The organism is Celeribacter sp. (genome assembly GCF_048270365.1).
In the GTDB taxonomy this organism is placed as follows: Bacteria; Pseudomonadota; Alphaproteobacteria; order Rhodobacterales; family Rhodobacteraceae; genus Celeribacter.
Map to the genome: position 1 here is coordinate 163,096 of NZ_JBLWTA010000002.1, position 21,024 is coordinate 184,119.

Consider the following 21,024-nt stretch of genomic DNA (forward strand, 5'->3'; position numbering starts at 1 on the left):
GCAAAAGCCTTAAAAGCTAAACCCGGGCAGCCCGTCCAACGTCGCCTTCAAAGCCTCACCCCATCCCGTTGAAATCTCATGATAATAGGGATCGTCCGCAGTGATGCGGCGTTGATAGGCGACCTTGTAGGCATCTTTTTCGATGACCTGAAGATCGAAGGGCAGACCCACGGACAGGTTGGCTTTGACCGTGCTGTCGAAAGAGACGAGCATCAGTTTGACAGCCTCTTCAAAGGACATCTGCGGATCATAGGCGCGCACCAGAATGGGCTTACCGTATTTGGTCTCGCCGATCTGGAAAAACGGCGTCTCGGCACCCGCTTCGATGAAATTGCCCTCGGGATAGATCAGGAACAAACGCGGCTCTGAGCCTTTGATCTGGCCGCCCAAAAGCACGGTGGCGTTGAAGGCGCTGTCGGCGCGCTGGCCCTCGTCGGCATTGTCGGCGATCACGTCTTTGAGGGTGCGGGCGACAAGGCGGGCGACCTGAAACATCGAGGGCGCCGACAGGATCGAGGGTTCGCGGTCCTCCGGCGCTTTGGTCCGCTCATCTAGCAAGGACACGAGCGCCTGCGTGGTGGCCAAATTGCCCGCCGTCATGACGGTCAAAATGCGCTCGCCGGGGGTCTCCCAAGTGAACATCTTCTTAAACGTCGAAATATTGTCGACACCGGCGTTGGTCCGGGTGTCGGACATCATGACGAGGCCCCGATCGAGCATCATCCCCACGCAATAGGTCATGTGCCGTCCTTATTGTTGCTCTTGTTGCTGTACGACTTCGATCTCGACAGAGAGGGATTCGCCCTCGCCGCCGTATCTCGTGCCAGTTACAGGGGCGGCATCGCGGTAGTCCAGACCTGTTGCTACGCGAACATAGCGTTGGTCGGGGCAAATCTCGTTGGAGACATCGAAACCGACCCAGCCGAGACCGCGCACATGGGCTTCGGCCCAAGCGTGGGTGGCCTCTTGTTCGGTGCGGTCGTTCATCATCAGGTAGCCGGAAACATAGCGCGCCGGGAATCCTATCTCGCGGGCGGCGGAGATAAAGACATGGGCGTGGTCTTGGCAGACGCCTTTACCCTCATTCAGTGCCTCCTCGGCACTGCCGTCGGCATGCGAGCTGCCGATTTCGTATTTCACCGCCTCGCCCACCAATTTGGACAGCGCGTGGAGCCGTTCAAGATCCGTTTCGCCTTCGACCTGTTTGACGAGGGCCCGCACGCCTGCGCCGGGTTTGGTCAAAGGCGTCACGGTGTCGAACAGCCAGAGAGGCGACGGCCCGCGGTGCATCCCCACAACGCCATGGTTGTCCGCAATCTCGACTTCGCCCTCACAGAGGATCACGAGCTCCTGCGCGTCTTTTTCAAAGGAAATCAACTCGACCAGATTGTTCATATGGTCGTGATAGGACAGCTCCTTTTGCCCGCCAGTGACCGTGGTCACCCAATGGAGGACCTCTTGGCCATGGCCGGTTTTCGGCGTCTTGCGCAGCTGTTGCAGCCCGTAAGTGACGGGATGTTCAAAGGCGTAGCGGGTGGTGTGGCGAATGGTCAGGCGCATCTTGATTTACTCATAGAACCGATAGTCTTTCTCGATCTGCTGGCCGAGTTTGCTCAGCATGCTCAAGACCGTCTGGATGTATTCATGAAGACCATAGTCGAAAACCGCCTCGATGTCGTGGTTCATGAAACGATCCACAAGCGCCTTTGCCATCAGAGAGGATTGCGGCGGCGTGTCGTAATCGGCACCCAGATAGCTCAGGTTGTTGTGGATTTTCGTCGCACAGAAGTTGAGCGAGCGCGGCATGCGTTTGTCGAGGATCAGGAATTGCGCAATGTCGCGGGCGTTGACCTGAGAGCCATAAGCCATGCGAAAACCGCCACGTGCCGAGACGGAACGCAGGATGGTTTCCCAATGCACATTGTCGATCGACGACCCCACCGCAAAGGCCGAGGGCAAGAGCACGTAGTATTTGACGTCCAAGATCCGCGCCGTCGCATCGGCGCGTTCCAGGAAGGTGCCCAAACGGGTGAAATCATAGATGTCATTTCTGAGCATCGTGCCATGCGTGGCGCCCCGCACCAAGGCGGTGCGTTGGCGAATGAGGCCCAGAACGGCCGGCAGATCGCGTTCCGACACCTTGCGCGCCAGAGCCTCCTTCACCGCCATGTAACAGCCGTTGATCGCCTCCCAAACCTCATGTGTCAGCGCGGTACGCACCATGCGGGCGTTTTGCCGCGCCTCCGAAATGGTCGAAAGCACGGAGGCCGGATTGGCCTTGTCCCGCAGCATCCAGTTGATCGCGGCGTCTTTCGTCACCTCGTCGTGGTGCTCTTCATAGCCCGCCAGAACCGAGGCCGAACGCATCACCGAGGCCCATTCGTCATCGTCGTGACCCAGACGGGTCAGACCGATCCTCTGGCCGGTTTCCACGAGGCGCGAGGTGTTCTCCGCGCGCTCCAGATAGCGTGACATCCAGTAGAGGCCATTTGCCGTTTTTCCTAGCATCTCTGTCCTCCCCTCAGTCTTCCAGAACCCAAGTGTCCTTGGTCCCGCCACCCTGTGACGAGTTCACCACGAGCGAGCCTTTTTCCAAGGCCACACGGGTCAAGCCACCCGGCGTGATGTCGATCCCCTCGGGCGAGCAGAGCACAAAGGGCCGCAGGTCCACGTGACGCGGCGCCAGTCCCGTCTTGGTAAAGATCGGCACGGTGGAGAGCGCCAGCGTCGGTTGGGCGATGTAATTGCCGGGCCGCGCGGTGAGTTTCTTGCGGAACTCTTCGATCTCTTTTTTGGACGAGGTAGGCCCGATCAACATGCCGTAGCCCCCCGAGCCATGCACCTCTTTGACCACCAACTCAGAGAGATTGTCGAGCACATAGGCAAGGCTGTCAGGTTCCGAACAACGCCAGGTCGGCACGTTCTCGAGGATTGCCTTTTCGCCGGTGTAAAACTCAACGATGTCAGGCATATAGCTATAGATCGCCTTGTCATCCGCAATCCCGGTGCCGGGGGCGTTGGCAATGGTGATCCCGCCCGCACGGTAGACATCCATGATGCCCGGCACGCCCAGCGCACTTTCCGGGTTGAAATTCAGCGGATCGAGGAAATCGTCATCGATCCGGCGATAGAGCACGTCTATCGGCTTATAGCCATGCGTGGTGCGCATCGCGACGCGTCCGTTCACCACGCGCAGATCGTGCCCCTCGACCAGTTCCACACCCATCTGATCGGCGAGAAAGGCGTGTTCGTAATAGGCGGAGTTGTAAATCCCCGGCGTCAGCACGGCGACCGTCGGCGTGCCCTCGCAAGCGGGCGGTGCACAGGCGGCCAGAGAGCGGCGCAGATTGACAGGGTAGTTTTGCACGGGCTGCACCCGGTTGCGCGAAAACAGCTCCGGGAACATCTGAAGCATCGTCTCGCGGTTCTCCAGCATATAGGAGACGCCCGAGGGCGTGCGCGCGTTGTCTTCGAGCACGTAGAACTGATCCGGCCCGGTGCGGACAAGGTCAATGCCAACGATATGGGTGTAGACCCCACCCGGCGGCGTCATGCCGATCATCTGCGGTAGGAAGGCCTCGTTCTTGGCGATCATCTCTTGGGGCACACGGCCCGCCTTGATGATTTCCTGACGGTTGTAGATGTCATGGAGGAACGCGTTGATCGCCCGCACGCGCTGCTCAATGCCTTTGCAGAGCCTCTGCCATTCGCGCCCTGCGATGATGCGCGGAATGATGTCAAAAGGGATCAGGCGCTCTTCGGCCTCGGCGCGGCCGTAAACGTTGAAGGTAATACCCGCCAGGCGAAACACCTCTTCCGCCTCGCGTTGTTTTGCACGCAGCCGCTTCAGGTCTTCGCCCTGAAACCAGCTCTGAAATTCGCTGTAGGGACCACGCAGAACGTCGTCACTGCCCCACATTTCATCAAAGATGTTTTTCTCACTCATGGGATGAATTTAGAGCGCGGCGAATTCGCTTCACAATCGGATTCGCGAGTCTCCCCGACGGCAGACGGTGAATTGCTGCGCAGACGCCCATTATTTAAGCAACTGCGTTCAACACTCGCTCACCTGCTCACTTCGCTGTCCCGGGGTCTCTGCAAAACCTTGCACAGCACAGCAGCTGATCTGCGCAAACATCGCCGCACACTGTCGCAGTATACAGTTGCACACATTGACTTGCGCCCCCTACTCCGCTACCCGGTTTGCCAAGCGCAGACGGGGCCATTTGCCCGCTGCTAATCCGTGACCGTGGAGGATCATTATGACCGACAAGACACCCGACATCATCTATACCATCGTGGACGAAGCCCCCGAGCTGGCGCGTGGCTCGCTTTTGCCGATCATCTCGTCTTTCTCCGACGCCGCAGGTGTCAGCGTCGCGACCAAGGACATCTCTCTGGCCGGTCGTATCCTCGCCCTCTTCCCGGATCTGCTGTCCGACGACCAGCGTGTCTCCGATGACCTCGCGGAACTCGGCGAGTTGGTGAAAACCCCCGAGGCCAACGTGATCAAACTGCCGAACATCTCGGCCTCCGTGCCGCAGCTCGAAGCCGCCATCAAAGAGCTTCAATCGCAAGGTTACCCGATCCCGGCCTACCCCGCCGATCCGCAGACGGATGAGGAAAAAGCCATCCGCGCCAAATACGACACCGTCAAAGGCTCCGCTGTGAACCCGGTGCTGCGCGAGGGCAACTCTGACCGTCGTTCCGCCAAGGCCGTGAAAGAATACGCCAAAGCCAACCCGCACCGCATGGGCGAGTGGAAATCCACCTCGAAAACCACCGTCGCCGCGATGCCGGGCGGGGATTTCTTTGCCAATGAGAAAGCCGCCACCATCACCGCCGCTCAGGCCGGTGGTGCGAAAATCGTTTTCACCGCGAAAGACGGGTCTGAAACGGTTCTGAAATCCGGCCTCAAGTATCTCGAAGGCGAGATCGTCGACGCGACCTTCATGTCCGCCAAGGCGCTCCGCGCCTACATCGAGGCCGAAGTCGCCAGCATGGAACCGGGTGTGCTGTTCTCCGTGCACCTGAAAGCCACGATGATGAAGGTCTCCGACCCGATCATCTTCGGCCATTTCGTGTCTGTGTACCTCGAAGGCTTCCTCGCCAAACACGGCGACAAGCTGGACTTCAACCCGAACTCCGGCATCGGCGCTTTGGAGAAACTCATCGCTGGCAACGCCGAGATGGAAGCCGATCTGAAAGCCGCACTGGCCGCGAAACCGGCGATGTATATGGTGGATTCCGACAAAGGCATCACCAACCTGCACGTGCCGTCTGACGTGATCATCGACGCCTCCATGCCCGCCGTGATCAAGGCCGGTGGCATCGGCTGGGGCCCGGATGGCAAAGCGGCTGACACCAAATGCTGCATCCCGGACAACTCCTACGCCTGCGTCTATGACGAGACGGTCGAGTATTTCAAAGAAACCGGCACGCTGGACGTCACCAGCTGTGGCGCCGTGTCCAACGTCGGCCTGATGGCGCAAAAAGCCGAGGAATACGGCTCCCACCCCACCACCTTTGAGATGAGCGCCGACGGCACCGTTTCCATCGTTCTGGACAGTGGCGACGTGCTTTTGTCGAATGAGGTCGAAGCCGGCGACATCTGGCGCTCCTGCACCGCGAAAAAGGCGCCGATCCTCGACTGGATCAAAACCGGCATCGAGCGTTTCGACGTCGAAGGCACCGGCGCATTCTGGCTGGACAAAAACCGTGCCCATGACGCCGAGCTGATCAAATATGTCGAACCGGCCCTCAAGGAAGCTGGCAAAGACATCCCGATCATGGCGCCGCGCGAAGCCACGCGCTTTACTTGGGAAGAGATGCGCAAGGGCAAGAACGTCGTCACCATCACCGGCAACGTGCTGCGCGACTATCTCACCGACCTGTTCCCGATCCTCGAACTGGGCACCTCCGCCAAGATGCTGTCGATCGTGAAACTGATGCAGGGCGGCGGCTTGTTCGAAACCGGTGCCGGTGGCTCGGCGCCGAAGCACGTCCAGCAGGTTCAGGAAGAAAACCACCTGCGTTGGGACAGCCTTGGCGAGTTCTGTGCGCTGGGTGAAAGCTACAACTTCCTCGCCTCCTCGAAATCCATGCCGAAAGCTGGCGTGCTGGGCGCTGCTGTCGAGGTTGCGACGCAGAAACTGCTTCTCGAGAACAAATCGCCGGAGCGCAAAGTCGGTCAGAACGACAACCGCTCCTCGCATTACTGGTTCGCCCGCTACTGGGCCGAGGCTCTGGCGGCACAGGACGACGATGCCGAGCTGAAGGCGCATTTCGCACCCATCGCCGCGGCTCTGGCCGACAAAGAATCGGTGATCCTCGATGAACTGAAATCCGAGGAAGGCAAACCGGCCGACATGGGCGGCTATTACCACGCCGACCCCGCCAAAGTGGCGTCGATCATGCGTCCTTCGGCCACGCTGAACGCCATCATCGGCTGAATAAGTACCGTGAAAACATAATGATAAGGGCGTCTTCGGGCGCCCTTATTTTTTTAGGAAGCCTCTTAAACCAATCAGTAATAAGCGCTCCGTAAGATGGACCACAAGTTGCCCTCTATTGGGCACAACAGGTTCATTAGACGAGGTCACAGCCGGATGTTCTTTAAATCGAAAGCGAAACGCGGCGCGGAGCTTTACAGCATTCCCACCACCGCTCTGGAACATGTCCTCGACGACACGCATGTCATCGTTTCCTGTGATCCGGATGGTGTCGTTCGCCATGTGAACGATATGTTTCTGGAGACGACCGGCTTTACACGCGAAGAGGCCGTCGGCAAGGATTACACCTTCTTCGTGCGCTCCAAAGACAAAGAGGAGGCGAAAGCCCTCTGGGACCGTATCCGTGCTGGCGAAATTCAAAAGGTCATCGTGCCCCGTCTGAACAAAGCAGGCGAAGAGATCTGGTTCAGCGCCACCTATAGCGCGCATCGCGGCACGGATGGCAAGATCGACTCGATCTATGTGATCGGGCGCGAAATTTCGACGATGCACCTGAAACGGCGCGACAACCGCTCGAAAGAGGATGCCATCCGCCGCTCCATGGCCTTCATCGAGTTTGACCTGAAAGGCAACATCCTGCACGCCAACGATCTGTTCCTCCAGACGACAGGCTATACGCTCGACGAGATCAAGGGCAACCATCACCGCATGTTCATGCCCGATGGTGAAGCGGACACACAGGCGTATCGCGACTTCTGGGATCGTTTGAGCAAGGGCTCGTCTGAAAAGGGGCAGGTCAAACGCCGGGCCAAAAATGGCGACATTCTCTGGCTCGAATCCACCTATGAGACCCTGATCGACCCAGAGGGGCGGCCCTTCAAAGTGGTCAAATATGCCTTCGACATCACCCAAGCGAAAAACATGGAGGCCGACGCCTGCGGCCAGATTAGCGCCATTCAAAAGGTTCAGGCGGTCATTGAGTTCAAACCGGACGGTACGATCCTTCGGGCCAACGATAATTTCTGTAAAGCCCTAGGCTATGCGGAGGAGGAAATCGTCGGCAAGCATCACAGCATGTTCGTCGATCCGAAAATCGTCCAAAGCCAAAGCTACACGGAGTTCTGGGCGGACCTGCGCTCTGGTAAGGCGCTCAGCGACGACTATGAGCGCATCGGCAAAGGCGGCAAGCGCATCTCCATTCGCGCCAGCTACAACCCGATCAAAAACGCCGCCGGACAGGTCGTCAAAATTGTCAAATTCGCCGTGGACACAACCGTTTACCGCGTGACTGTCGACACGTTGATGGCGGGCCTCGATCGTCTGGCCAAGGGCGATCTCTCGGTCTATCTGGACACGAACCTGGGCGAATTCGACAACCTGCGTCAGAACTTCAACCAAACCGCCTCGCAGCTACGTGACATTGTCAGCGGTATTGCGGATGGGGCTCAAATCCTGAAATCCGAATCCGAATCCATCGGCCAGGCGACGGATGATCTGGCCCGCCGCACCGAACATCAGGCCGCCACACTGGAAGAAAGCGCTGCCGCTCTGGACGAGCTTGTCGCCTCCGTGAAAGGCGTCGCCGAGACGGCGAATACAGTTCAATCGCGCTCAGGCGAGGCCCGAAATCACACGGTCCAAGCCGAGGAGGTCGTTGATCGTGCCATTTCGGCGATGGACGAGATCGAGAACTCGTCTAAACAAGTGGCCTCGATCACCTCCGTCATCGACGACATTGCATTCCAGACCAACCTGTTGGCCTTGAACGCAGGGGTCGAAGCGGCACGCGCTGGCGAAGCTGGACGCGGGTTCGCCGTTGTCGCCTCCGAAGTCCGGGCGCTGGCGCAGCGCTCCTCGGAAGCGGCCCGAGAAATCGCCACCCTCATCTCCACCTCGAACCAACAGGTTTCCGGCGGTGTGGAACTGGTACGAGAAGCGGGCTTGGCGCTCTCACGCATTCGCGAGGTCGCTGAGAAAATCCATGCGGGCATCGAACATGTTGCCACCTCCACCACGGAGCAGGCGACGGGTCTGGGCGAATTGAGCACGGCCATCAACCAGCTGGATCAAACCACCCAGCAGAACGCCGCCATGTCCGAAGAAACCAATGCGGCGACGATGAGCCTGCGCAACAACATTGATACGATGGAACGCGACCTGTCGTTCTTCTCGGTGACGACAGCCGCCAGTACGCCACAGGGCGGCGCGGTTCCCTTCGCGAGATCGGCATAACATCGTAGCACGACATACAAAGAGGGGAGCGTAAAACGCTCCCCTCTTTCATAGGTTTGTAAGCCAGCTCACATCTTGAAAATGCGATAGATCGCCGGGATCACCAAAACCGTCAGAGCGGTCGAAGACAGCAGCCCGAAGAACAGCGACAGGGCCAGGCCTTGGAAGATCGGGTCCGCAAGGATCACCGCGGCGCCAATCATCGCCGCCACTGCGGTGAGCAGGATCGGTTTGAACCGGGTGGCCCCCGCTTCCAAAAGGATGTCCGTCGTCACCTTACCGTCCTCATCAGCGTTGCGAATGAAATCGACCAGAAGGATCGAGTTCCGCACGATGATCCCCGCCAGAGCGATAAAACCGATCATCGAGGGCGCGGAGAACGGTGCGTTGAACAGCCAGTGGCCGATCATGATGCCAAGAAACGTCAAAGGCACAGGCGTCAGGATTACCAAAGGCAAACGGAAGGACCCGAACTGTGCCACCACAAGGATATAAATCCCCAAAAGCGCCACCCCGAAAGCGGCCCCCATGTCGCGGAACGTGACCCAGGTCACCTCCCATTCCCCATCCCACAGCAACACCGGTTTCGACGTATCGGTCGGCTGACCATGCATGGAAATCTCCGGCTTCATCCCTTCGGGCCAGTCCATCTCATCGAGCTTATCGGCCACCGCGAGCATGCCGTAGAGCGGCGCTTCATAGGCGCCGGCAAGCTCCGCCTGTACCATCACCACGTCATAGCCATTGTGCCGGAAGATCGGGAAAGAAGTCTCCTCTTCGGTGATCGCCACCACATCGCCCAGTTCGACCACACCACGCCCACCGGGCAAAGCATTGGCGGGAACCGGTGTCGAGAGCGCCGTCGCATCCAGAACGCGATCGGATTTGTCCCGCCCGATGACGATCGGGATCGGGCGCCTCCCCTCGCCACGGTGCGAATAGCCGACCGTGGTGTAGCTGTTGAGAAGCTGCAAGGTCTGCGCGGCATCGGCCTCCGCCACCTGATAGAAATTCAAATCCGAAGGCTTCATCTCTGCCCGAATGCGCCGCGCCTGGACGCCGTAATTGTCATCGGTGTCGACGATGAAATCCACGCTTTCAAAGGCCTCGCGGACCTTACCAGCCACGGCGCGACGGGTCGCGCCATCGGGCCCGTAAATCTCTGCCAAAAGCGTCGAGATCACCGGCGGTCCCGGCGGCGGCTCGACCACCTTCATGGCCGTGCCGGGCGGGACGGAAATCCCCTCGAGCAACATCTCACGCAGCTCTAGCGCGATGTCATGCGAGGTCCGGTCGCGCTCACCTTTTGGCAGAAGTTTTAACTGTACCTCGCCCATCTCTGGGTTTTCACGCAGATAGTAATGCCGCACCAGCCCGTTGAAATTGAACGCCCCCGCCGTACCCGCATGGGTTTGGGCCGACATCACCTCAGGCAGGGTCATCGCTAGTCGCGCAGCCTCCTGCGCGATGGCATCGGTGGCTTCGACGGAGGAGCCTTCCGGCAAGTCGATCATCACCGACAGCTCGGATTTATTGTCGAAGGGCAAAAGTTTGACGGTCACATGTTTGGTGTAAAGCGCGCCCAGAGACCCGAAGGACAGCACGATGACCACGATCAGGAAAATCCACGCGTGCCCTTTGCTGTGCAGGATCGGACGGGCAATCCGGGCGTAAAGCTTGCCCAATTTACCGCCCGGCACCTCACCTTCACCATGATCGCCATCGTGATGCAACTCGGCGCGGCCCGCGATTTTCATCATCAGCCAGGGCGTGATCATCACCGCCACGAAGAAGGAAAAGATCATCGCAGCCGAGGCATTGGCCGGGATCGGCGACATGTAAGGGCCCATCATACCAGAAACAAACAGCATCGGCAAAAGTGCGACAACCACGGTGAGTGTCGCGACGATGGTGGGGTTGCCGACCTCGGCCACAGCGGCGATGGCCGCACCAAAGCGGTTCTGACCCGGACGTTTCAGTCCCCAGTGCCGCGCGATATTTTCAATCACCACGATGGCGTCATCGACGAGAATCCCGATGGAGAAAATCAGCGCAAACAAGGACACGCGGTTGAGCGTGTAGCCCATGATATAGGAGGCAAACAGCGTCAGAAGGATGGTCACGGGGATCACGATGGCGACCACGATGGCCTCGCGCCAACCGATGGCGATCAGCACGAGACCGACGATGGAAAGCGTCGCAAGGGCCAGATGGAACAGAAGCTCATTGGCCTTTTCATTGGCGGTTTCACCATAGTCGCGGGTCACCTCGACGTCGACGCTGTCAGGGATGATCTCGCCCTTCATGGTCTCGACGCGATGCAAAATCTCATCGGCCACGACCACGGCATTGGCGCCCGCGCGTTTGGCAATCGCCAGCGTCACCGCCGGGCGACGCATGATCGGGGCGTCCATGCCCATTTCGGCATGGCCCTCTTCCCCGGCGCCCTCGCCCTGCGCGCCCGCGCGGGTCAGCGTCGCGACATAATGCTCATCGAGATCGGAAACAAAGGCGACATCTGCGACGTCCCGGACATAGACCGTACGCCCATCGCGGGCGGTCAGTTCGAGATTTCCGATCTCTTCGGGCGTTGTCAGCGTCTTGCCGACGATCAACCCGACCTGTTCGCCGCCATCGCGCAAAAGCCCGGCGGGGCTGGCGGAATTGGCCCCCGCGACCTTGTTCGAGAGCTGTTGCAGGGTGACGCCATAAAGCGCCAGTTTTTCCGGATCGGGGGCGACACGGAGCGCCTCTTCGGTGGCGCCGATCACATAGGTCAGACCGACGTTTTCGATCCGCGCAAGCTGAACCTCAACCTCTTTGACGACCCGCGTCAGATCGGCGGCAGTCATCGCCGCGTTGTCTTCCGACGGGCTAAAAGTCAGCGCTACGATTGCAACATCGTTGATGCCACGGCCCACCACAAGTGGCTCGTTGATCCCCACGGGAAGGCGATCGAGATTGGCCATGATCTTGTCCCGTACCCGCACAATGGCGGTCTCGGAGGGCACGCCGACGTCAAAGCGCGCGGTGACCATGATGTGGTCGTCGCGGCTGTCGGAGTAGACATGTTCGACCTGATCGATGCCCTTGACGATGGTCTCCAGCGGCTCGGTGACCAATTTGAGCCCGTCCTGCGCCTTCAGCCCCGGGGTTTCGACATGGATGTCAACGAGGGGCACGGAAATTTGCGGCTCCTCTTCGCGCGGCAGGGAGATCAGTGCGATCATGCCCACGGCCAGCGCGGCCAAGAGAAAGAGCGGAGTGAGAGGAGAGAGGATGAAGCTGCGGGTCAGATGGCCGGCAATGCCGAGCGCGCCCGACGGTCCATGTGGATTATTCATAGTCGATCACCACCGCATCACCCGCAGACAGGCCACTCAGAATTTCGACATAGGCGACCCCCTCCAGCATCACCTCATTGCCCGGCACGACGACACGTTCGCTTTGATGACCATCGGTTTCGACAGAGACAAAATCGAGGCCGCCGGATTGGGTCAGCGCGGTTTGCGGCACCAAAAGCGCGTCATGGGTGCCGACCGGGAGCTGTACTTGCACACGGCGTCCGACAAAGCGGGCATCCAGGTCCTCGACCTCGACATCGGCTTCGACACGACCGCCCTGGATCAGCGGATAGATTTTCGCAAGCGTGCCGATCTGTGCCTCGCCTGCGCCCAGAATTTGAATGGTGTCCCCTTCGGTAAGTTGGTCCGCGTAGCGCTCAGACACGCCGAGACGCAGGAAGGTGCCCCCCGCACCGATCAGGGCCAGCTGTTCACCGCCCATGATCACCGCGCCTTTCGACACAGGCACATCAAGCACGACACCGGCCTCGGGGGCGAGCACTTCGCCCTCTTCGATCTGGCGCGACACGACTTGGCGTTCGGCCTGAAGCGAGGTGATCTGGCCTTCGAGGACGGTGACATTTGTCTGCAACGCCTGCAGGCTCGAGGTCGAAATCACGCCGCGTTCCGACAGCGACTCGCCCCGGGTCAGATCGTCCTGCGCTTTCACGAGCTGGGAGTTATAGGCGTCGAGCTGGGCGTCGATGCCGTCGATCTGGAACACAAGCTTGGTGTCTTCGATCAGCGCAACACGTTGACCCGCATCGACCAGATCGCCCTCGGTCACATCGAGCGTGGTGATCGTGCCGCCGATCCGCGCCCGCGAGGGCACCTGATCGCGGGGCTCGACCTCGGCGTAGACCGGTTTCCATTCTGTGATCGGCTGCGGCGTGAGCGACAGGATTTCAGAGAGGGCGGGATGTCCGACCAGAATTGATCCGGGCAGAAGCATCATCGTGAGCAAAAGGGTGCGGCGCATTTTGACCTCGATTCTGGCGTCAGGCGAGGGCCTAACATTCAATATTTTGCATATGTATGCAAATTTCATGCCTTACGCAAGTCTACCCCGCCTTGAACTTTCAGGAAATATCGCCAGTTGTCGCGACGCCCCACGGTTTTCCGCCGGGGTCGCCGCTTCGCGCCTCAGGTTCCGTCGGGATCGCCGCTTCGCGCCTCAGGCGAGGTTGTCTTGGGCAATCGAGGCGGTTTTGACCACCGCGTGGCAGGGCCCGCCCACACGCAGCCCCAAGGCCGCGACCGAACGTGTCGTCACCCGCGCCAAGACCCGCCCTGCTCCGGTTTGGAGCGCCACCAGAACGGCGGGGCCTTGAGCCTCCGAAATTTCTACAATGGTGCCGCTGAGGATGTTAAGTGCGGAAAGCCCGACGGGACGGTCCGGCGAAAGGATCACCTCATGCGCCGCGATGCGCAGTCGAACCGGATGGCCCGGATCGGCCATGAGACGCGGCAGGAACAGAGCCTCGCCCCCGGCATCAAGTTCGGTCAACCCATCCGCGTGATGCGCCCGCACCGTGGCCCGGATCAGCGCGCCTGCGCCGCCCGCACCCACCGGCAGCACGGCAGGATCGCCCAGCACGGCCTCGGCGCTGCCCTGCCCGATCACGCGACCGGCCTCAAGCGCGATCACCGTGGAGGCGAGGCGAGCGACTTCTGCGGGACTGTGGCTGACGTAAAGCACGGGGATGGCGATCTCATCGCGCAACCGCTCAAAATAGGGCAGGATTTCCGCCTTACGCGCCTCGTCCAACGCGGCCAGCGGTTCGTCGGCCAGGATCATCTCGGCCCCAGACAAAAGTGCCCGCCCGATGGCAACGCGCTGCTGTTCACCGCCAGAGAGGCCGTCCGGGCGACGGTCCAAAAGCGCACCGATGCCCAGCATCTCGACCATTTGCGAGACTTCGCCCTGCGGCACGTCCCGCTTGGAGAACCGCCGCCCGAAATCGAGGTTTTGCGCCACGGTAAGATGCGGAAACAGCCGGGCGTCCTGAAAAATCATGCCGATCCGACGTTTGTGCGGCGGCAGGCAAGGCCCGGCCTCGCTGTCGCAGAGCACACGATCCGACAGGACGATCCGTGCATGATCCGGTTTGAAAATCCCCGCGATGGCCCGCAGCACGGTGGATTTGCCGGAGCCGGACCGACCGAACAACACGGTGATGCCGTCTGGCACATCAAAACCGAGATCGAGGGAAAAGCTTGAGAAGCGGTGTTTGAGATCGACACGCAGGGTCATGAGCGCCCTCCCCCGGACAGGCGCTTCGACACGCGACGGGCCAGAACTTCGGACAGGATGAGCGCCGCCATGGCCAGAGCGATGGAGATCAGGACCAGCCGCAACGCCGCGCTTTCTCCGCCCGGCACTTGGAGAAAGGCGTAGATTGCGGAGGGCAAGGTTCGGGTCTGGCCGGGAATGTTGGAGACGAAGGTGATGGTGGCGCCGAATTCGCCCAGAGCCTTGGCATAGGCCAGAACCGCGCCGGCCAGAATGCCGGGCCAAGATAACGGCAGGGTGACGCGGAAAAACACCCGTAACGGCGAGGCGCCCAAGGTGGAGGCGGCCTCTTCAAGACGGGCATCCACCGCCTCGATCGACAGGCGGATGGCGCGCACCATCAGAGGGAAGCCCATGATCGCGGCGGCCAGCGCGGCGCCGGTCCAGCGAAAAGAAAAGACGATGCCGAAATTTTCCAGAAACGCCCCGAGCGGCGCGCGGGTGCCCAAGGTCATCAAGAGCAGATAGCCGGTCACCACAGGCGGCAGAACGAGAGGCAAATGCACCAGACCGTTGAGCAGTTGCCGCCCCGGGAAGTCCCAGCGCGCCAAAGCGTAAGCAATGAAGATGCCAAACGGCAGGCTCGCAAGCGCCGCCCAAAAGGCGACTTTGAGCGAGAGGGCGATGGCCTGCCATTCCTCCGGCCCCAATCCTGTGGCCTCGATACTCAACACGGCTCACCCGCCACATGAGGTCGCCATGTCGCCTCAGAGGACCCTGCACCGGCATCAGACGGCCTGAACCGCCCTGATGGTCTCGTGTCACATCGCGCTGTCATGCCTGTTTGCCCTCCCGACCTCTCACACCAAGGCTCCCCCGCCTCGTCGCCCGGCCTTATATCTTCTGACGCACATGTTGTCTGTGCGCATTTTACCTGTGCAAGTCTCTTTGCAGGGTCTGACATATCATGGCCAGCCACAATACACGTCAGACGAGCGCTGCATTGCAGAAATCGAATCGAATTAACCCTCTGTCAATCGAACGAAAAAACCGCGCACGCCGCTGATCGCATTCACCATGTTTTGTCTTTTTCGATTTCTTTTCACGTGCTTTTTATGCCAATTTCCCGTTGATATAGGCTAAAAAAATATCGAAGTTAACAATCCCCCCCTAAAATTACCTTGCCAGACGATAGGAAAAATTGCCCATATGGTGTAGGAATATTCAAGTGCAGCATTGAAGTTGCGAACAACTCAGAGTTGCATGGAAAATTTAATTCGCATATAAATGTCGAAAGACGCGTTTCGGAGGAAATTGTGGTGTACCCATCCAAATCCGACAGAACTTTCACGACGTCTGCTCATGCGGTAGATCTGCCCAACTTCCATGTTTCTCTCTACGAGTCTTTCGGCAAGCGCCTGTTCGACGTGATGTTCTTTTTGCTCGTCGCGCCTGCCGTCATCCCCGTGATCCTGATCCTCGCCGTGCTGGTCAAAATGGATGGTGGGCCCGCCTTTTACGCCCAGAGGCGGATCGGGCGCGACGGGCGGATGTTTCAGTTCTACAAGCTGCGCTCGATGCGGGTGAATGCCGACCAGCTTTTGGTTCAGCTGTGCAAAGAGAACCCGGAGATCGCGAAGGAATGGAGCACCTATCAAAAGCTGCGCCACGATCCCCGGATCACCAAGATCGGGCGGTTCATTCGCAAGACCTCGCTCGATGAATTGCCTCAGGTGCTCAATGTGCTGAAAGGCGACATGAGCTTTGTCGGTCCGCGCCCCTTCATGCCGAGCCAGCAGATGCTTTATGAAAAGGCCAAAGGACGCGCCTATTTCGAAATGCGCCCTGGCATCACCGGCATGTGGCAGGTTTCGGGACGTGGTGAGACGAGTTTCGTGGCCCGCGTGAAATTCGACAATCTCTACCACCGCAAACAGAGCTTTATGACCGATGTAAGCCTGATCCTACGAACGGTGACAGTGGTGTTCAAAACCACCGGGCACTGAGCCGATACGAAGCCCAATACAAAACACGTTTTGAGCCGTTCAGCCCTCTGAGCGGCTCTTTTCTTTAGCGGCCCATTTCCAGAAGACAGGCGGAAGGCACGCGCCAGGCGGCAAGATCATCGCCCGCGTAAAGCCCCTCGAGCACCAGCCCTTCGACCTCTTCGGCCTCACAGGGCGGTGTCCGGGCCCCGATCACCAAGACATCGCCAGACACCGTCTCTGGCAGGGCAAAGTTTTGCGCATAATAGCTCGAAGACCGACCGGTTTCCGGCAACGCATAGAGCGCGACCTCACTGTCGCGACCGATGTAAAAGAGATCGGCCAGAATATCGCGATTGCCACTGACGACCGGCAGGTCTTGCTCTTGCGCCAAGGCCAGAATGCTCTCCGAGAGGGCATGACGCCCGAGATAGCGTTCGAGCAGTGGAGCCCCCGCGCCGGTTTGTGGCCAGGGCGCCAGAACGATCAGGATCGGCAGGAGGATGCAAAGCACCAGATTGACGCCCAAAGCGATCCAGCGCCCGAGCCGCGGCAAGACCATGACGGCGAGGATCACGCCCGAGAAATAGGTGGCGACGGCCCAATTGGCATAGGCTTTTTCCAATAGCGCCTGCACGGTCACGGTCAGAAGCGCAGGAATGGAAAACAGCACAAGCGCCGTATGCGCGCCCTTTTTCGGGCGCAGATAGGCAAGGATAAGCGCGCCCATGGTCACGGGGCCGAAGACACCGAACTGGCTGAAAAAGAACTCCGCCATCGAGCCGAAATCAAAGGCAGCACCGGTGCGGACCCAGCCCGCGTTGTCCATCGTATGGGACACGGTGGTCAGGTCATGCGACAGGTTCCACAGCACATTCGGCAGGATGGTGACGGCAAAGCCCGCGATCATCATCGCCAGATTGCGCCAACCCGGACGCAGCCCCGGCTGGGTGAGCATCACGAGCGCAGAGCCAATGAGAAAATAGATCGCAGCGTATTTCGCCATGAAAGCGAGGCCTGCGAAAATGCCGACGGCCAGCGCATCGCGCAGGTGGCGGGTCTCGATGGTGCGGAAAAAGAACAGCAGAGCCGCGGCATAAAACGGCGCCATCACCGTGTCGGTCGAAATCATGACGGAGCCTAGCGCCACGAAGGGTAAGCTCAGATAGAGCGCCACGGTCCAAAGCGCGGCCTCACGTCCGAACAGCCGTGCGGCCAAAGCGCCCAGCAGATAGGCCGTGATCCCATGCAAAACCGCCCCCGGCATCCGCACCCAAAAGACGGCATCAGACCCCGCCAGATCGGTGACGAGACGGATCAGCCAGCCGATCAGAGGCGGTTTGGAATAATAGCCGAAATCGAGATTCTGCCCCCAGAACCAATATTGCACCTCATCGACAAAGAGATCGGTGCGATCAAACGCCAAGGCCAAAAGCCGCAGCGCGACGGCCACGGCAATGAAGATCAGCGCCAGAGGACGCCAGCTTTGCGGCTCAGTCCGAGACGGCATTGTTGGCGCGGCGATTTGCATAGATCAGCCAGAGATTGCGGACGTAAATCACGACGCCAAGGGCCTGGCCCAAAACGAACACCGGGTCTTTGCGGTAAAGCGCGTAGATCAAAAGCATCACCCCGCCCGCGAGCGAGAAATACCAGAACGCCACCGGCATCACCGAATTCTTGGCGCGTTCCGAGGCGATCCATTGCAACAGAAACCGCGCGGTGAACATGAGCTGCGCGGAGAGGCCAAAGAGCACCCACCAAAGTTCCGTCACCGTCTCGACATGCAGGATCGTCATCAGCCATTGCATCGGTTCAGCCCTCCGTGCGGGCCGAGTTGGCGGGCGACGTGACTTCGGTCGGACGCGATTTCTTGCGGCGCTTCAAAAGCCAGGCCACGCCCATGAGATCGACCACCCCCACCAGCCCGCGTTGCAGGTTCGAGTAATGCGATCGACCGCCGCCCCGCGCGCGGTGCGAGACATCGACATGGGCGATCTCCCAGCCATCGCGGGCAAACAGCGCCGGAAGATAGCGGTGCATGTGATCGAAATAGGGCAGGTTCAGGAAGTCGTCGCGGCGGAACGCCTTGAGCCCGCAGCCCGTGTCGCGCGTGCCGTCTTTGAGGATTTTCGCCCGCAGAGCATTGGCGAATTTCGAGGCGTAACGCTTCGAGAACGTATCCTGCCGCCCAACACGCTGACCGGCAACGAGACCAATATTGGCGGCATTCGGACCGCTAAACGGTGCGATCATATTGGGCACTTCGGTGCCCGGGTTTTGACCATCGCCATCCAATGTACAGCACACCGTGCCACGCGCGGCGCGCACGCCGGAGTGGACGCCTGCGGATTGCCCGCCAGACCGATCATGGCGGATCACCCGCAGATGCGGCATCACGCTCATGCGCCCAGCCAAAATATCGGCCATACCGTCATCGGAAGCGTCATCGATCACGATGATTTCGAAGGGGCCGATATTGGCACAGGCTTCGGTGATCTCATCGAGCAAAGCGCCGATGTTTTCCGCCTCATTGCGGCAGGGAATGATGATGGACGTGTCGCACATATGCCGGTCGTACCCTTTATTTTTCGTCCCCGCGATTACCGGAGCCGCCTCTTGATGTAAAGCAAAACGCCGGGGACACCATGGCATTGGCGCGGGAATAAGCCACCCTTTACACAAAGAGACGCCCCCGGTCCGCACACCGGGGGCGCCCACCCTTTGGCGCGTTCGGAACGAAACGGCCTCAGGATTCGCGATTGGCTTTCGGCGGTTTGACGAGGGACTCGAGCGTGTAAACGAGGATCGCCATGCCGATCGCGCCCATCACAGCCACGCCCAGGAACACGATGAGGTCCACCGCGCCGCCGATGTCAGACGGTGCCGAATGCGTCATCGCCATGACGAACCAGACGGCCAAAACGGCGCCCACCGGCATGGAGAGCTGCGCCCAGAGGAATTTGCGCCAGCTCACCGCACGATCCCGGATCAGCACGTAAAGATAGCCCAGCGTCACCACGGCAGCGATGATCACCATGGCCCAGAACAGCCCCCGTCCGAAAATTTCTTCGAAAACGGCGATGAGGGTCGAAAAAGTCAGATCTTTCATGTCGCTATCTCCTTAGGCCTTGCCACGCAGCATGGCGTTGTAGGTGGCTTTGAGGGCAACCTCTTTCATCAGCCAGGAAATCCAAAGCTCTTCGAGCGGCGGGATGATGCCCGGGAAGGACGGCACAAGGTTGTTGTTGTAATCGAACTCCACCAGCATCGCGCGGCCGATCTTGGTGATCATCGGACAGGAGGTATAACCGCCATAGGTCTCGGTCGGCTCAGTACCTGCGATGGCGGAGACGATCTGGTCCTCGACCACCGGCACCTGCCATTTGACGGAGGCTGCGGTTTTGCCCTTTGGCACACCGGCGACATCGCCCAGCGCCCAGATCTCCGGATAGCGCAGGTGTTGAAGCGTCGCCATATCGCATTCGACCCAGCCCTGATCCATCCATTTGTCGGCCCAGGACAGGCCGGACTGGCGGATCACCTCAGGGGCGCGCTGCGGCGGAATGAGGTGGATGTAGTCATAGTCCATCTCCTGATCGCCCTCGGCGGTGTTGAAGGTCACGCGTTTGGCGCCTGCATCAATGGATTTCACCGTGTGCTGGTAAACCGGCGCGATCTCGCGGTCTAAAAACAGCATGCGGACTTTCTCAGACACAATCGGCACCCCGAAAAGCGCACCGTCATGAGCGCCATAGGTGATTTCCGCCTTGCCACGATTGCCCGCGCGACGCAGACGGTCATCAATCAGGAAGGTGTGTTTCAAAGGCGCACCGGCGCATTTCATTTCGGTGCCGGGACGGGTGAAAATGCCGTGACCGCCCTCCTCAACGAATTTCGACGCGGCTTGCCAAGTGGCTGCGGCATATTGCGGCCCAGCATAGAGCGCGCCGATGCCGTTTCCACCGACCATATCGAGGGAGAACCCTTCGATGGCGTCATGATCAAGGATCAGGCCGGGGGCCACGACGAGGAAATCGTAGGAGAGCGACTGGCCACCCTCGGTCGAAACGGTTTTCGCGACGGGGTCAATAGCGGCGGCTTTTTCGGGAATGAGCGTGACACCTTTCGGCAGCCAATCGGTGGTCTCGGACACGACATAATTGGCGGGCTTGAGACCGGCGGCGACGAGGGTCAGGCCGGGTTGGTAGAGGTGCTCTTTGCGCGGGTCGATCAAAGTGATCTGGGCGCCTTCAAGGCGCTCAACGAGGCGGTTCGCCAGAGCGGTGCCACCTGCGCCTGCGCCGATGATGACGATCTTGGCCTTGGTCGGAATGCTGGCGGCACGGACCTCGCCAGAGGTGGCTGCGAGTGCCGTGGCCCCTGCGGCTAGGCCGAGGAACCCCCGGCGGCCGATCTGTGGGAAATTGGGTGAGTTCATGTCTCTCTCCATTTCTTCGCAAATCAAACATTATTATGCATATGTTTGAATGCATTTGGTGCGGAAAATTCCGCCAGAGGGCGGAACAGTTGGATGTAAGGCGCTCCGGGGACGGTGGAACATTCTCCCCGGAGCAGGCCACCTGAAGGGACGAAAGCGGGTTCGGCAAGGTCAGGTCGAATGACCTTGCCGACCTTTTGTCAGGCGGTGTCTCAGGGTTGGTTGTCGTGCTCGTCTGCGAGGCGCGCATCTTCGCGCATTTCAAGCCACATCGCATTGAGAACAGCGAACATGGCGGCCAACGGAAGACCAAGGATCCAGGCAAAATACCACATAA

General features: G+C 59.7%; 17 protein-coding genes. 3 read left to right on the forward strand and 14 right to left on the reverse strand.

Going from position 1 to position 21,024, the window contains the following annotated elements:
- Nucleotides 1–9: 9 nt before the first annotated feature.
- From ACN0X0_RS03445 to ACN0X0_RS03460, 4 genes are read right to left on the reverse strand one after another with little or no spacing between them, the layout of a single operon-like run.
- Complete coding sequence (locus tag ACN0X0_RS03445; RefSeq protein WP_417278015.1) at nucleotides 10–741, reverse strand: peptidase; 732 nt, start codon at nucleotides 739–741, stop codon at nucleotides 10–12.
- Nucleotides 742–750: 9 nt separating this feature from the next.
- Nucleotides 751–1,560, reverse strand: coding sequence for a transglutaminase family protein (locus tag ACN0X0_RS03450; protein WP_417278016.1), 810 nt, complete (start codon nucleotides 1,558–1,560; stop codon nucleotides 751–753).
- A gap of 6 nt (nucleotides 1,561–1,566) precedes the next feature.
- Nucleotides 1,567–2,508 carry an alpha-E domain-containing protein gene (locus tag ACN0X0_RS03455; RefSeq protein WP_417278017.1) on the reverse strand — a complete coding sequence of 314 codons (942 nt, stop codon included), beginning with the start codon at nucleotides 2,506–2,508 and terminating at the stop codon, nucleotides 1,567–1,569.
- A gap of 13 nt (nucleotides 2,509–2,521) precedes the next feature.
- Nucleotides 2,522–3,946 (reverse strand): circularly permuted type 2 ATP-grasp protein, encoded by a 1,425-nt coding sequence (locus ACN0X0_RS03460; RefSeq protein WP_417278018.1) that lies wholly within the window; start codon nucleotides 3,944–3,946, stop codon nucleotides 2,522–2,524.
- A gap of 316 nt (nucleotides 3,947–4,262) precedes the next feature.
- On the opposite strand from ACN0X0_RS03460, the gene ACN0X0_RS03465 reads away from it, so the two are divergent.
- Together ACN0X0_RS03465 and ACN0X0_RS03470 are read left to right on the forward strand one after the other, a co-directional pair.
- Entirely contained in the window at nucleotides 4,263–6,452 is a 2,190-nt protein-coding gene (locus ACN0X0_RS03465) for an NADP-dependent isocitrate dehydrogenase (protein WP_417278019.1), read from the forward strand.
- A 156-nt stretch (nucleotides 6,453–6,608) separates the two neighbouring features.
- On the forward strand, nucleotides 6,609–8,684 hold the full coding sequence (locus tag ACN0X0_RS03470) for a methyl-accepting chemotaxis protein (protein ID WP_417278020.1): 2,076 nt from the start codon (nucleotides 6,609–6,611) through the stop codon (nucleotides 8,682–8,684).
- 68 nt (nucleotides 8,685–8,752) lie between these two features.
- Here the strand turns inward: ACN0X0_RS03470 and ACN0X0_RS03475 are convergent, their stop codons facing one another.
- The 4 genes from ACN0X0_RS03475 to modB all read right to left on the reverse strand — a co-directional run bounded on the left by ACN0X0_RS03475 (nucleotide 8,753) and on the right by modB (nucleotide 14,992).
- Nucleotides 8,753–12,028: an efflux RND transporter permease subunit gene (locus ACN0X0_RS03475; protein ID WP_417278021.1), complete on the reverse strand. Its 3,276-nt coding sequence runs from the start codon at nucleotides 12,026–12,028 to the stop codon at nucleotides 8,753–8,755.
- Complete coding sequence (locus tag ACN0X0_RS03480) at nucleotides 12,021–13,007, reverse strand: efflux RND transporter periplasmic adaptor subunit (protein WP_417278022.1); 987 nt, start codon at nucleotides 13,005–13,007, stop codon at nucleotides 12,021–12,023. The genes ACN0X0_RS03475 and ACN0X0_RS03480 overlap by 8 nt, the downstream gene beginning before the upstream one ends.
- 195 nt (nucleotides 13,008–13,202) lie before the next feature.
- Nucleotides 13,203–14,282: a molybdenum ABC transporter ATP-binding protein gene (gene modC, locus ACN0X0_RS03485; RefSeq protein ID WP_417278023.1), complete on the reverse strand. Its 1,080-nt coding sequence runs from the start codon at nucleotides 14,280–14,282 to the stop codon at nucleotides 13,203–13,205.
- Nucleotides 14,279–14,992 carry a molybdate ABC transporter permease subunit gene (gene modB, locus ACN0X0_RS03490; protein ID WP_417278024.1) on the reverse strand — a complete coding sequence of 238 codons (714 nt, stop codon included), beginning with the start codon at nucleotides 14,990–14,992 and terminating at the stop codon, nucleotides 14,279–14,281. The genes modC and modB overlap by 4 nt, the downstream gene beginning before the upstream one ends.
- Before the next feature lie 588 nt (nucleotides 14,993–15,580).
- Between modB and ACN0X0_RS03495 the strand changes: the two genes are divergently transcribed.
- Nucleotides 15,581–16,267 (forward strand): sugar transferase, encoded by a 687-nt coding sequence (locus ACN0X0_RS03495; protein ID WP_417278025.1) that lies wholly within the window; start codon nucleotides 15,581–15,583, stop codon nucleotides 16,265–16,267.
- 64 nt (nucleotides 16,268–16,331) lie between these two features.
- On the opposite strand, the gene ACN0X0_RS03500 is transcribed toward ACN0X0_RS03495, so the two are convergent.
- The 6 genes from ACN0X0_RS03500 to cydX form a co-directional block, all read right to left on the reverse strand.
- Nucleotides 16,332–17,756 (reverse strand): ArnT family glycosyltransferase, encoded by a 1,425-nt coding sequence (locus ACN0X0_RS03500; protein WP_417278026.1) that lies wholly within the window; start codon nucleotides 17,754–17,756, stop codon nucleotides 16,332–16,334.
- Nucleotides 17,740–18,057, reverse strand: a complete 318-nt coding sequence (locus ACN0X0_RS03505) for a lipid-A-disaccharide synthase N-terminal domain-containing protein (RefSeq protein WP_417262722.1) — start codon at nucleotides 18,055–18,057, stop codon at nucleotides 17,740–17,742. The genes ACN0X0_RS03500 and ACN0X0_RS03505 overlap by 17 nt, the downstream gene beginning before the upstream one ends.
- A gap of 4 nt (nucleotides 18,058–18,061) precedes the next feature.
- Nucleotides 18,062–18,814, reverse strand: coding sequence for a glycosyltransferase family 2 protein (locus ACN0X0_RS03510; RefSeq protein WP_417262721.1), 753 nt, complete (start codon nucleotides 18,812–18,814; stop codon nucleotides 18,062–18,064).
- Between the two features lie 181 nt (nucleotides 18,815–18,995).
- On the reverse strand, nucleotides 18,996–19,358 hold the full coding sequence (locus tag ACN0X0_RS03515; protein WP_417262720.1) for a DUF5368 domain-containing protein: 363 nt from the start codon (nucleotides 19,356–19,358) through the stop codon (nucleotides 18,996–18,998).
- 12 nt (nucleotides 19,359–19,370) lie between these two features.
- Complete coding sequence (locus ACN0X0_RS03520; RefSeq protein ID WP_417278027.1) at nucleotides 19,371–20,687, reverse strand: NAD(P)/FAD-dependent oxidoreductase; 1,317 nt, start codon at nucleotides 20,685–20,687, stop codon at nucleotides 19,371–19,373.
- A gap of 212 nt (nucleotides 20,688–20,899) precedes the next feature.
- Nucleotides 20,900–21,022 carry a cytochrome bd-I oxidase subunit CydX gene (cydX, locus tag ACN0X0_RS03525; RefSeq protein ID WP_219783664.1) on the reverse strand — a complete coding sequence of 41 codons (123 nt, stop codon included), beginning with the start codon at nucleotides 21,020–21,022 and terminating at the stop codon, nucleotides 20,900–20,902.
- Nucleotides 21,023–21,024: the final 2 nt, after the last annotated feature.